Consider the following 13,795-nt stretch of genomic DNA (forward strand, 5'->3'; position numbering starts at 1 on the left):
CGGTTTAAGTCTCCTTAGCAAAAGCGCTTTTCACCCTGAAGGGAAGATGAACAAAGCAAGTCCGCGCATCGCAGCAATGCCGGAAAGCGCCAGGGAGCCGCCATAACTGCGCTTTTTCATCCGAATCCGTACTCTTACGGGGTTTCGGCGCCGGCGGCTGATCGGGAGTCGCCATGTGTGGATTCACAGCCACGGTGGCGGCAAGCGGAACCGCCGGCCTTATTCCCGCGGACGTGGAGTATGCCTTCGGATTCCCGCGGACGTTCTGTTATTTCGGGAACGCCTTGCCGGCGAGCAGACTGATCAGTTCCTGCTGCCGCGAAAGGCCTGTTTTCGTGAGCACCGACTTGAGCTGGGTGCGGACCGTTTCGCGGCTGACACCAAGCGTCCCTGCGAGTACCTCGACCGTGCGGGCTTCGCTGATGCCGCGCGCCACACGCGCTTCCGCCGGCGTCAGGTCGAACAGGCCCTGCAGGACTTCGGCGGTCGGCACCGCGGCGCGATCGACCGGCGTCACCACAAGCAGCACGGTCGCTTGTGTGAAGATGTCGCGCGCGGCCCCACGGACGGGAATGACGTGCAAGACCATCGGCAGATAATTTGCCGTCGCGGCAACCGGTATGGACTTGATGATCCGGCGATCCCCAAGAGGCCGCGCGGCGAGCGCTTCGGCCAGCAGCGCATCCGCCGTTATGTCCGTCATTGTCACGCGCTCGGCACGGTCTTCAAACAGCGACGGCATCAAGGCTTCGAACAGGCCGTTGGCCGCGAATACCTGGCCGCGCGCACGCAGCACCGCGCCGGGCAGGCCCAGCGCCTGCAACGCGTCCGCCTGGGCGCGTGCGCGCTCGAAGCCAAGGCGGTTTGCCGTAAGCGATGCCCGCGCCAAATGCGGCCGCAGTCCATCCAGGAAGGTTACGATCTCGCGCGGCACCGGACCAAGATCCTGGTGCCGCGGCACGACGATTGCGACGGAATCGCCGCTCGGTATCGGGATGATCGTGCCGGCCCGGTAGCCGAGGCCGTATTTGCGATAAAAATTGCAGTAGACGTCGTTGGTTGCAATTTCCTCGTCCGAGAGCAGATCGCCGTCGGTGAGGAAGCCTGCATGATTCAGCGCGATGGCGCGCGGCAGATTCGGATCGCGCTCGCTCCATCCGTCGTTCAAGAACAGCGGCATGGTCGCATCATATTCGACTGAGTTGACCGCGCTGACGTATCCGTCCCGCACGGCGAACATAAACCCACCGCTACCGCTGGTCGCCGCTCCGAGCTCGCCAAGCACGGCCGGCCAAAGCGAAGGAATGAGCCCCGCCTCGTAAATGCGGTCGATCAATTGCTCTGAATGATCCATTTCGCTCATGGAAAACCGTGAAAATGGTTGCCCGGGTACGATTCACGTCTTGATAGCACGCCCCCGCTTTGCGGGTGAAGCACCAGGACGCGCCGTCGACAAAGGACAGCCAGCTTCCCCGCCCCGTTTGACGGAACCGGGCGGTGTCACAGCGACACGTGAACGCCAACCGCAGCAAAAAGGCCGGCTTGCGCCGGCCTTTTCTCTTACAGCCTATTCGTGCGGAAGCCCTATTCCGCGGGCGGCAGCGCCAGCGGTTCCGCTTCCGGAGCGGTCGGCACGATCGCAGCCTGCTTCTCGCGCTCGTCGAGGATCAGCTTGTCGCGCTTGACCGCGACTTCGCGGATCTTGGCCATCGAGGCGCCGGTGCCCGCCGGGATCAGCCGGCCGACAATGACGTTCTCCTTGAGGCCTTCCAGCGGATCCACCTTGCCGTTGACGGCGGCTTCGGTGAGCACGCGGGTGGTCTCCTGGAACGAGGCCGCCGAGAAGAACGAGCGGGTCTGCAGGCTCGCCTTGGTGATGCCGAGCAGAACCGGCGTTCCCGTGGCGGGCTTCTTGCCCTCTTCCTTGGCCTTGAGGTTGAGCGCGTCGAACTCGATCTTGTCGACCTGCTCGCCCGAGATCATGTCGGTCTCGCCCTGGTCGGTGATCTCGACCTTCTGCAGCATCTGACGGACAATCACCTCGATGTGCTTGTCGTTGATGAGCACGCCCTGCAGCCGATAGACTTCCTGGATCTCGTTGACCAGATAGGCCGCGAGTTCCTCGATGCCCTTGATCGCCAGGATGTCGTGCGGTGCCGGATTGCCTTCGACGATGAAATCGCCCTTTTCGACGATGTCGCCGTCCTGCAGATGGATGTGCTTGCCCTTGGGGATCAGGTACTCCCTGGTCTCCTCGTTCTTGTCCATCGGCTCGATCGAGATGCGGCGCTTGTTCTTGTAGTCGCGGCCGAAGCGGATCGTGCCCGCGATTTCCGCGATGATCGCCGCATCCTTTGGCTTGCGAGCCTCGAACAGTTCGGCGACGCGCGGCAGACCGCCGGTGATGTCGCGGGTCTTGGCGCTTTCCGTCGAAATACGCGCCAGGATGTCGCCGCCCTTCACCTTCGCGCCGGTGTCAACCGACAGAATGGCGTCGACCGACAGCATGTAGCGGGCATCGCCGCCACGCGCGAGCTTCAGCACCTTGCCGTCCTTGCCCTTGACCACGATGGCCGGACGCAGATCCGCCCCGCCACGCGACGCACGCCAGTCGATGACGACGCGCTTGGCGATACCGGTGGATTCGTCGAGCGTTTCCGAGATCGACTGACCTTCAACCAGGTCCTCGAACCCGATGGTGCCCTCGACTTCGGTGAGAACCGGACGGGTGTACGGATCCCATTCCGCGATCCGCTGGCCGCGCTTGACCATGTCGCCTTCATCGACGTGCATGCGCGCGCCGTACTGAATGCGGTGGGTCGCACGCTCGGTGCCGTCGGCGTCGGTGATCGCAACGACCATGTTGCGGACCATCGCGATCAGATGACCTTCGCTGTTCTTGGCGATGGCCTTGTTCTTGATGGTCACCTTGCCGTCGAAGTTCGACTCGATGAACGACTGTTCGTTGATCTGCGCCGCGCCGCCGATGTGGAACGTTCGCATCGTCAGCTGGGTGCCGGGTTCACCGATCGACTGCGCCGCGATGACGCCGACCGCTTCACCATGGTTGACCGGCGTGCCGCGGGCCAGATCGCGGCCGTAGCACTTGCCGCAGATGCCGTTGACGAGTTCGCAGGTCAGAGCGGAGCGGATCTTCACTTCCTGGATGCCGGCCTGCTGGATGGCGTCGACATGCATTTCTTCCATCAGCGTGCCGCGCTTGACCACGACCTTGTTGGTCGCAGCATCGCGCAGATCCTCGCCCGCGGTGCGGCCGAGAATGCGCGACGCCAGCGAGGCCACGACCGTGCCGGCATCGACGATGGCGCGCATCTTGATGCCGAGCTTGGTGCCGCAATCGTCCTGCGTGATGATGCAGTCCTGCGCCACGTCGACCAGACGGCGCGTCAGGTAGCCCGAGTTCGCGGTCTTCAACGCGGTGTCCGCGAGACCCTTGCGGGCGCCGTGGGTCGAGTTGAAGTATTCGAGCACCGACAGACCTTCCTTGAAGTTGGAAATGATCGGCGTTTCGATGATCTCACCCGACGGCTTGGCCATCAGGCCGCGCATACCGGCGAGCTGACGCATCTGGGCCGGCGAACCGCGCGCGCCCGAATGCGCCATCATGTAGATCGAGTTGATGTCGGCGTCGGCGCCCTTGGCGTTCTTCTTGGTCGAGGAGATTTCCTTCATCATCTCCTTGGCGATTTCTTCGGTCGCCTTCGACCAGGCGTCGACCACCTTGTTGTACTTCTCGCCATGGGTGATCAGGCCGTCATTGTACTGCTGCTCGAAATCCTTCGCCAGCGTACGGGTGGTGTCGACGATCTTCCACTTGGAGTGCGGCACGACCATGTCGTCCTTGCCGAACGAGATGCCGGCCTTGAACGCGTTGTAGAAGCCGAGCGCCATGATGCGGTCGCAGAAGATCACCGTCTCCTTCTGACCGCAGTGACGGTAGACCTGGTCGATGACGCCGGAGATTTCGCGCTTGGTCATCAGCTTGTTGATGATGTCGTACGAAATCTTCGCCGAGCTCGGCAGCAAATTGCCGAGCATGACGCGGCCCGCGGTGGTTTCGATCCAGCGCTTGGACACCTTGCCGGTATCGTCGATGCCTTCCCACCTGTACTTGATCTTGGTGTGGAGGTGGATGACCTTCGAATGCAGGGCGTGCTCGAGTTCGGCCATCTCGCCGAAGATCTTGCCCTCGCCGGGCAGGCCTTCGCGCATGATCGACACGTAATAGAGGCCGAGCACGATGTCCTGCGACGGCACGATGATCGGCTGGCCGTTCGCCGGATGCAGGATGTTGTTGGTCGACATCATCAGCACGCGCGCTTCCAGCTGCGCTTCGAGCGACAGCGGAACGTGCACGGCCATCTGGTCGCCGTCGAAGTCGGCGTTGAACGCGGCGCAGACCAGGGGATGCAGCTGGATCGCCTTGCCCTCGATCAGGACAGGCTCGAACGCCTGAATGCCGAGGCGATGCAGCGTCGGCGCGCGGTTCAGCAGCACCGGATGCTCGCGAATGACCTCGTCGAGGATGTCCCAGACCTCGGGACGCTCTTTTTCGACCAGCTTCTTGGCCTGCTTCACCGTGGTGGACAGACCCTTGGCGTCGAGCCGCGAATAGATGAACGGCTTGAACAGTTCGAGCGCCATCTTCTTCGGCAGGCCGCACTGATGCAGCCGCAGTTCGGGACCGACCACGATCACCGAACGGCCGGAATAGTCGACGCGCTTGCCGAGCAGGTTCTGCCGGAAGCGGCCCTGCTTGCCCTTGAGCATGTCGGCCAGCGACTTCAAAGGCCTCTTGTTGGCGCCGGTGATGACGCGGCCGCGGCGGCCGTTGTCGAACAACGCGTCGACGGCCTCCTGCAGCATGCGCTTTTCGTTGCGGATGATGATGTCGGGCGCGCGCAGCTCCATCAGCCGCTTCAGGCGGTTGTTGCGGTTGATGACGCGGCGGTAGAGGTCGTTGAGGTCCGAGGTCGCAAAGCGGCCGCCGTCGAGCGGCACCAGCGGACGCAGGTCCGGCGGAATCACCGGCACCACGGTCAGGATCATCCACTCCGGCTTGTTGCCGGAATAGCGGAACGCCTCGACGATCTTGAGGCGCTTGGCGAGCTTCTTGTGCTTGATGTCGGATTCAGTTTCCTGCATCTCGGCGCGCAGGGACTGCTCGAGCTTTTCGAGCTCGAGACCCTTGAGCAGCTCGCGGATCGCTTCGGCGCCGATCATGGCGGTGAAGCTGTCCTGGCCGTATTCGTCCTGCGCCTTCAGATACTCGTCTTCCGACAGCAGCTGACGGTCCTTGAGCGCGGTCAGGCCCGGCTCCAGCACGACGTAATATTCGAAGTACAGAATCCGCTCGAGATCCTTCAGCGTCATGTCGAGCAGAAGGCCGATGCGGGACGGCAGCGACTTCAGGAACCAGATGTGCGCGACCGGCGCCGCCAGTTCGATATGGCCCATGCGCTCGCGACGGACGCGGGAGAGCGTCACTTCGACCGAGCACTTTTCGCAGATGATGCCCTTGTACTTCATCCGCTTGTACTTGCCGCACAAGCACTCGTAGTCCTTGATCGGCCCGAAGATGCGGGCGCAGAACAGGCCGTCGCGCTCGGGCTTGAAGGTACGGTAGTTGATGGTCTCCGGCTTCTTGATTTCGCCATACGACCACGACAGAATCTTCTCCGGAGACGCAATCGAAATCCGGATCTGGTCGAAGACCTGAGCCGGCGTCGTCGGATTGAAGAGATTCATAATTTCTTGGTTCATCGTCTTCTCCTCGCGTGCCGATCGTCACCGGCAGCAAATTCGAAACTCTTTGTCAGCGCGCGCCCTGCTCAACGTCCGAGCGGAGTGCGAATGCCCGGCACATCTGAGCGAAGGCTTGCTTCGCTCGCATGCGCCGGACATGAAATCGTAAGCGTTACTCTGCCGCCTCGGACGTCGTGGCCGGGCCGATCTTGGAGTTGTGCAGGTCGACGTTGAGGCCGAGCGAGCGCATTTCCTTGACCAGCACGTTGAACGATTCCGGGATACCCGCCTCGAACGTGTCGTCGCCGCGCACGATCGCCTCGTACACCTTGGTACGGCCGGCGACGTCGTCCGACTTCACGGTCAGCATTTCCTGCAGCGTGTAGGCGGCGCCGTACGCTTCGAGCGCCCAGACCTCCATTTCGCCGAAACGCTGGCCACCGAACTGCGCCTTGCCGCCCAGCGGCTGCTGGGTAACGAGCGAGTACGGTCCGATCGAACGCGCGTGGATCTTGTCGTCCACGAGATGGTGCAGCTTGAGCATGTAGATGTAGCCCACCGTCACCTTGCGGTCGAAGGCGTCGCCGGTCCGGCCGTCATAGACGGTCGACTGACCCGAGGCGTCGAAGCCCGCGAGCTTCAGCATTTCCTCGATGTCGGCTTCCTTGGCGCCGTCGAACACCGGCGTTGCGATCGGCACGCCGTGGCTCAGGTTCTTGCCAAGCTCCATCAACTCGCCGTCGTTCAGCGTCTTGATGGTTTCATCGTCGCCATAGATCTTCTTCAGGGTCTCGCGCAGCGGCTTGAGATCCTGCTTCTGATAATAGCTGTCGATGGTCTGGCCGATGCGCTTGCCGAGGCCCGCGCAGGCCCAGCCGAGATGCGTCTCCAGAATCTGACCGACGTTCATGCGCGAGGGCACGCCGAGCGGATTGAGCACGATGTCGGCATGGGTGCCGTCCTCGAGGAACGGCATGTCCTCGATCGGAACGATCTTGGACACCACGCCCTTGTTGCCGTGACGGCCGGCCATCTTGTCGCCGGGCTGGATCTTGCGCTTCACCGCGACGAAGACCTTGACCATCTTCATCACGCCGGGCGGCAATTCGTCGCCACGCTGCAGCTTTTCGACCTTGTCGAGGAAGCGCTGTTCAAGGCCCTTCTTCGATTCGTCGTACTGCTTCCGCATCGCCTCGATTTCAGCCATCAGCTTGTCGTTGGGCGAAGCGAACAGCCACCACTGCGAGCGCGGATGCTCGTCGAGCACCGCACGGGTGATCTTGGTGTCCTTCTTGAAGCCCTTCGGACCGGCGATGCCCTGGCGGTTTTCCAGAAGCTCCGCCAGACGGCCGTAGACGTTACGGTCGAGAATCGCCTGCTCGTCGTCGCGGTCCTTGGCCAGACGCTCGATCTCTTCCCGCTCGATCGCCAGGGCGCGCTCGTCCTTGTCGACGCCGTGACGGTTGAACACGCGCACTTCGACGATCGTGCCCTGCACGCCCGGGGGCACGCGGAGCGAGGTGTCGCGAACGTCGGACGCCTTTTCGCCGAAGATGGCGCGCAGCAGCTTTTCTTCCGGCGTCATCGGGCTTTCGCCCTTCGGCGTGATCTTGCCGACCAGGATGTCGCCGGCGCGAACTTCGGCGCCGATGTAGACGATGCCGGCTTCGTCGAGATTCTTCAGCGCTTCTTCCGAAACGTTCGGAATGTCGCGGGTGATTTCCTCCGGACCAAGCTTGGTGTCGCGGGCCATCACCTCGAATTCCTCGATGTGGATCGAGGTGAAGACGTCGTCCTTCACGATCCGCTCCGAGAGCAGGATCGAGTCTTCGAAGTTGTAGCCATTCCACGGCATGAACGCGACCAGCACGTTGCGGCCGAGCGCGAGTTCGCCGAGATCGGTCGAGGGACCGTCGGCGATGATGTCGCCCTTCTTGACGATGTCGCCGACCTTCACCAGCGGACGCTGGTTGATGCAGGTCGACTGGTTGGAGCGCTGGTACTTCATCAGCCGGTAGATATCGACGCCCGACTTGGTGGGATCGAGATCCTCGGTGGCGCGGATAACGACGCGGGTAGCGTCGATCTGGTCGATCACGCCGGAACGGCGGGCCGCGATCGCAGCACCGGAGTCACGCGCAACCACGCCTTCCATGCCGGTGCCGACGAACGGCGCCTCGGCGCGAACCAGCGGCACCGCCTGGCGCTGCATGTTCGAGCCCATCAGCGCGCGGTTGGCGTCGTCGTTCTCGAGGAACGGGATCAGCGCCGCGGCAACCGAAACCAGCTGTTTCGGCGACACGTCCATGTAGTCGACCTTGTCCGGCGTGATCGGCAACACCTCGCCGGCGTGACGGCAGATGATCAGGTCCTCGGTGAAGCGGCCCTTGGCGTCGAGCGGCACGTTGGCCTGCGCCACGCGATAACGGCCCTCTTCCATCGCCGAGAGGTACACGACCTCCTCGGTGACGCGGCCATCCTTCACTTTGCGATAGGGCGTTTCGACGAAGCCGTACTTGTTGACGCGCGCAAACGTCGCCAGCGAGTTGATCAGACCGATGTTCGGGCCTTCCGGCGTTTCGATCGGGCAGATACGGCCGTAATGCGTCGGATGCACGTCGCGCACTTCGAAGCCGGCGCGCTCGCGGGTCAGACCGCCCGGTCCAAGCGCCGAGAGACGGCGCTTGTGGGTGATCTCCGACAGCGGGTTGGTCTGGTCCATGAACTGCGACAGCTGCGAGGAGCCGAAGAATTCGCGCACCGCGGCAGCCGCCGGCTTGGCGTTGATCAGGTCCTGCGGCATCACGGTGTCGATATCGACACTGGACATACGCTCCTTGATCGCACGCTCCATGCGGAGCAGGCCGATGCGGTACTGGTTTTCCATCAGCTCGCCGACCGAACGCACCCGGCGGTTGCCGAGATGGTCGATGTCGTCGATCTCGCCCTTGCCGTCGCGCAGGTCGACCAGCGTCTTGATGACGGCGAGGATGTCTTCCTTGCGCAGCGTGCGGTGGGTGTCGGGCGCGTCGAGCTCGAGGCGCATGTTCATTTTGACGCGGCCGACGGCGGACAGGTCGTAGCGCTCACTGTCGAAGAACAGCGACTGGAACATGGTCTGCGCCGAGTCGATGGTCGGCGGCTCGCCGGGACGCATCACGCGGTAGATGTCGAACAGCGCGTCTTCACGCGTCATGTTCTTGTCGGCATGCAGCGTGTTGCGGATGTAAGCGCCGACATTGACGTGGTCGATGTCGAGCAGCGGCAGTTCCTTGTAGCCCTGCTCGTTGAGCGCCTTCAGCGACTTCTCGGTCAGTTCCTCGCCGGCTTCGGCGTAGATTTCACCGGTCTTCGGGTTGACGAGGTCCTCGGCCAGATAGTTGCCGATCAGTTCTTCGTCCGACAGACGCAGCGCCTTGAGGCCCTTTTCCTGCATCTGGCGCGCGCTGCGCACGGTCAGCTTCTTGCCGGCCTCGAGCACGACCTTGCCGGTATCGGCGTCGATCAGGTCGTTGATGGTCGAGTAGCCACGGAAACGGGTGGCGTCGAACGGCACGCGCCAGCCTTCCTTGGCGCGCTTGTAATTGATCTTCTTGTAGAAGGTGGACAGGATCGTCTCGCCGTCGAGACCCAGCGCATACATCAGCGAGGTCACGGGGATCTTGCGGCGGCGGTCGATGCGCGCGAACACGATGTCCTTGGCGTCGAACTCGATGTCGAGCCAGGAACCGCGGTACGGAATCACGCGGGCGGCAAACAGCAGCTTGCCGGACGAATGGGTCTTGCCCTTGTCGTGGTCGAAGAACACGCCCGGGGAGCGGTGCATCTGGGAGACGATGACGCGCTCGGTGCCGTTGACGACGAAGGTGCCGTTCATCGTCATGAGCGGGATATCGCCCATGTAGACGTCCTGCTCCTTGATGTCCTTGACCGACTTGGCGCCGGTTTCCTCGTCGATATCGAACACGATCAGGCGCAGCGTCACCTTCAGCGGCGCCGCATAGGTCATGCCGCGCTGGCGGCACTCGTCGACGTCGTATTTCGGCGGTTCGAATTCATAGCGGACGAACTCCAGCATCGAGGTGCCGGAGAAATCCGAGATCGGGAACACCGAACGGAAGACCGCCTGCAGGCCCTCGTCCAGACGGCCGCCGACCGGCTCATCGACCATCAGGAACTGGTCATAGGACGCCTTCTGAACCTCGATGAGGTTCGGCATCTCGGCGACTTCCTTGATGTGTCCAAAAAACTTGCGGATGCGTTTGCGACCGGTGAATGTCTGCTGCGCCATCGTGGCCTCTCATTTTCGTCGCCCTTGATGGACGAACCTTCCGAAGCGCGACTGCCATCGCCCCCGGGTTGAATTTTCGAATCGCTTCGCCGGAACCAAGCCCAAATTCAGGAATTAAGTCCCAAATCCGTTCTCCAGACCTTCAAAACGCAAAACGACGCGCAAGGCGCATGACTGCACCTCGCCCGTCCAACCATCGCTTCACGGACTGAAAAAGCCCGAAATTTGACTGTCTCCCAACGGCTTACGCCGGGAACCCTGCCGTTCCCGCCGCCTACCGTATTTTCCTGCTGCCAGCCCGATATGGGATGACAATAGTGGAGATTCGAGGGTTAACCCCGCGAATCCCCACACATTTTTGTGTACGCCGTGCGTCCGGTTGTCCCATAGCACGACTTTTGCAGCGACCCCGGGTGCAGCTGCGCCCCGCCCGGGACCTTGTCTCAAGTAACTTGCGTTACTTGAGTTCAACCTTGGCGCCGGCCTTTTCGAGCTGGGCCTTGATCTTCTCGGCTTCGTCCTTGTTGACGCCTTCCTTGACCGGCTTCGGCGCGCCTTCGACGAGGTCCTTGGCTTCCTTGAGGCCCAGGCCGGTGATGGCGCGGACTTCCTTGATGACTTCGATCTTCTTCTCGCCGGCGGCGGCGAGCACGACCGTGAAGTCGGTCTTTTCTTCAGCGGGAGCGGCGGCAGCGCCACCACCGGCCGGACCGGCAACCGCAACGGCGGCAGCGGCGGACACGCCCCACTTTTCTTCAAGGAGCTTTGCGAGCTCGGCAGCTTCGAGCACGGTCAGGCTCGAGAGGTCGTCGACGATTTTCTGTAAGTCAGCCATTGATCTGTTTCCTTAAACGTATTGGTTCGAACCAGGTTTGATTTGCGAAGGGTCAGGCCGCTTCGCTCTTTGAGGCATAGGCCTGGACGACGCGCGCGAGCTTGGCCGCGGGCGCAGTCGAGAGCTGAGCGATCTTGGTCGCCGGCGCCACCAGGAGGCCGACAAGCTTTCCGCGCAGTTCATCGAGTGACGGCAGCGAGGCAAGAGCCTTCACGCCGTTAACATCCAGGACGGTTTTACCCATCGAGCCGCCGAGAATGACGAACTGCTCGTTCGTCTTGGCGAATTCGATGGCAACCTTCGGCGCCGCTACCGGATCGTCTGAAGTGGCGATCACGGTCGGTCCCTTCAGCAGGGAACCGATGGCAACGACATCCGTGCCTTCAAGAGCAATTTTGGCGAGACGGTTCTTCGAGACCTTCACCGACGCACCCGCCTGCTTCATCTGCGTGCGCAGCTTCTGCATCTGGGCCACGGTGAGGCCGGAATAGTGGGCGACGACTGCAACGCTGGTGGTCTTGAAGACCCCGTTCAGCGCCTCAACCGCGTCCTTTTTTGCCGCTCTTTCCACAGCAAGCTCTCTCCGGTTGGCGGCCTTCGCGTGAGGCGAGACCGCCGGGTTGCACCCACCGTCTCACCCAAAACCTGACCTCAAGACACCAGTCCTTCGGACACGTCGGGCAAGACGACATTGAAAAGCCTGCCCTCCCGAACCAGATGGCGCGGGGTGTCGAGGTTCGAACCAAATCGGCCCTCACGCCGCATGACGCGACGCCAGGCAAAATCCGGTCTTCACCCGTCTGTGCAGGCTATGCGATTAAGCCGTTGAAGAGACTTGCATCTCAGTGCAAATTTCAACTTGGGCGCCTGCAGTCTTGGACAGGATCGAGGTTATCCGGCAAGCCGGACGCCCCCTGCCGCTTTCCAGCCCGACGATGGGTTTCCTTCCTTTCGAGCAATCCATAGCGGATGTCCTGAAAGGAATGATCTCCTACCGTATCGGGTTTTCGGAATGCGAGCACAGACGTGCCAGCAACGGCCAGCACGCCCGGAAGCCTCTTTACCGAGTCTCGCCCGTCTTGCCAAGGGCAAAATTCAGGCCGCGGCCACAAATGGGGAACGCCCCTTCCCGGCAAGGTTCCCGTCCGCCAGGCGTTGCGAGCGGCCGGCGATCAGCCGAGCTTTACCGCATAAGGCAACGGCTTGCCGGCGAAATAGGCCTCGAGATTGGCCATCACGCAGTCCTGCATCGCCACGTGCGATTCCAGCGTGTGGCCGCCGATATGCGGGGACAGCACGACGTTCGGCAGTGCCGTCAGCGCATCCGGCGCATGCGGTTCCCTGGCGTAGACGTCGAGGCCGGCGCCGGCGATGCTCTGGTCGGTCAGCGCCGCGACCAGCGCCTGCTGATCGATCACCGAACCCCGCGCGATGTTGACGACGTAGCCGTCCTTGCCGAGCTTGTTCAGGATATTGGCATCGACCACGTGGTGGGTGTCGCTGCCGGCACGAACGGCGATCATCAGGACGCTGCACCATTCCGCCAGAGCCTCGAGCGTCGGAAAATATTGATACGGCACGTCGTGCTGGCTGCGACTGAAATAGCCCACTTCGGTCTCAAAGGCTGCAACACGCGCGGCGATCTTGCGGCCGATCTCGCCCATGCCGTAGACGCCGATCTTGCGGCCGGGCATGCCGGCCTGCGGACGCATCATCGGCGACGGCTTTGCGCCGACCCAGCTTCCGCTGCGCACGTAATCGTCGGCCGCCAGCAAGCGCCTTGTCGCCGCCAGCATCAGCGTCACCGCAATGTCGGCCACAGAAGCCGCATTCGCGCCCGGACTGTGGCCGAGCACGATGTTGCGCTTGGCAACGGCTGCGAGATCGACGCCGTCATAACCGGTGCCGTAACAGACGATGGCTGCCAGTTTCGGCATCTGGTCCATCGTATTGGCGCTGAGCGGTGTGCCGCCTGCCGTTATCATCGCGCGAATATTGGAGAGCTGTTCGGCCGAGAACGTCTCGTTCGGCGGCTTGCCCGCGGCATCCAGCAATTCGTAGCGCTCACCGATCCGCACCAACAGGGCTTTTGGGAAGCGCGAATAGACCAGGACCTTTTCGGGCATGTTGTTCTTTCCCTGGCGCAAAACAACGGGCGGAACCGGTCACCCGATTCCGCCCTGTTTTCTCATCCGTGCCGCAAGACCTTAACCGAGCAGCGTGCCCGGCTCGACCTTGACGCCCGGGCCCATGGTGGAGGAGACCGCCACGCGCTGGATGTAGGTGCCCTTGGAGCCGGCGGGTTTCGCCTTGGAGACCGCATCCGCGAGCGCCTTGACGTTCTGCACCAGCTTTTCTTCGGTGAACGAGGCCTTGCCGATGCCGGCCTGCACGATGCCGGCCTTCTCGACGCGGAACTCGACCGAGCCGCCCTTGGCGCCCTTCACGGCGGTGGCGACGTCCATCGTCACGGTGCCGATCTTCGGGTTCGGCATCATGCCGCGCGGGCCGAGCACCTTACCGAGGCGGCCGACCAGCGGCATCATGTCGGGGGTGGCGATACAACGGTCGAAATCGATCGCACCGCCCTGCACCTTCTCGACCAGGTCTTCGGCGCCGACGACGTCAGCACCCGCAGCCTTGGCCTCTTCCGCCTTGGCGCCGCGCGCGAACACGCCGACGCGGAGCGTACGGCCGGTGCCGTTCGGCAGGGTCACCACGCCACGAACCATCTGGTCGGCGTGACGCGGATCGACGCCGAGATTGATCGCGATCTCGATCGTCTCGTCGAACTTCGACTTGGCGCGTTCCTTGACCATCTTGATGGCGTCCGCGAGCGGATAGAGCTTCTCGCGGTCGACGCCCTCGCGGGCCTTCTTCAAACGTTTTCCGATTGCCATGGT

General features: G+C 62.6%; 7 protein-coding genes. All 7 read right to left on the minus strand.

Annotated features, from left to right (window positions below; genetic code table 11):
* Positions 1–268: 268 nt before the first annotated feature.
* Positions 269–1,354, minus strand: a complete 1,086-nt coding sequence (locus JQ558_RS14470) for a LuxR family transcriptional regulator (RefSeq protein WP_212294006.1) — start codon at positions 1,352–1,354, stop codon at positions 269–271.
* A 230-nt stretch (positions 1,355–1,584) separates the two neighbouring features.
* A complete protein-coding gene (gene rpoC, locus JQ558_RS14475; RefSeq protein WP_212211797.1) occupies positions 1,585–5,784 on the minus strand; it encodes a DNA-directed RNA polymerase subunit beta' in 4,200 nt (1,399 codons plus the stop codon).
* 154 nt (positions 5,785–5,938) lie between these two features.
* The gene (rpoB, locus tag JQ558_RS14480; protein ID WP_212211799.1) at positions 5,939–10,057 is read right to left on the minus strand and encodes a DNA-directed RNA polymerase subunit beta; all 4,119 of its coding nucleotides are present in this window, start codon (positions 10,055–10,057) and stop codon (positions 5,939–5,941) included.
* A 457-nt stretch (positions 10,058–10,514) separates the two neighbouring features.
* On the minus strand, positions 10,515–10,892 hold the full coding sequence (gene rplL, locus JQ558_RS14485; protein ID WP_192733878.1) for a 50S ribosomal protein L7/L12: 378 nt from the start codon (positions 10,890–10,892) through the stop codon (positions 10,515–10,517).
* 52 nt (positions 10,893–10,944) lie between these two features.
* Positions 10,945–11,463 (minus strand): 50S ribosomal protein L10, encoded by a 519-nt coding sequence (gene rplJ / locus JQ558_RS14490; protein ID WP_212035215.1) that lies wholly within the window; start codon positions 11,461–11,463, stop codon positions 10,945–10,947.
* Between the two features lie 601 nt (positions 11,464–12,064).
* Positions 12,065–13,018 carry a 2-hydroxyacid dehydrogenase gene (locus JQ558_RS14495; RefSeq protein ID WP_212294007.1) on the minus strand — a complete coding sequence of 318 codons (954 nt, stop codon included), beginning with the start codon at positions 13,016–13,018 and terminating at the stop codon, positions 12,065–12,067.
* 81 nt (positions 13,019–13,099) lie between these two features.
* Positions 13,100–13,792 (minus strand): 50S ribosomal protein L1, encoded by a 693-nt coding sequence (gene rplA, locus JQ558_RS14500; protein ID WP_192733881.1) that lies wholly within the window; start codon positions 13,790–13,792, stop codon positions 13,100–13,102.
* Between the last annotated feature and the right edge of the window lie 3 nt (positions 13,793–13,795).

Source organism: Bradyrhizobium sp. AUGA SZCCT0160 (assembly GCF_018130105.1).
Lineage (GTDB): Bacteria > Pseudomonadota > Alphaproteobacteria > Rhizobiales > Xanthobacteraceae > Bradyrhizobium.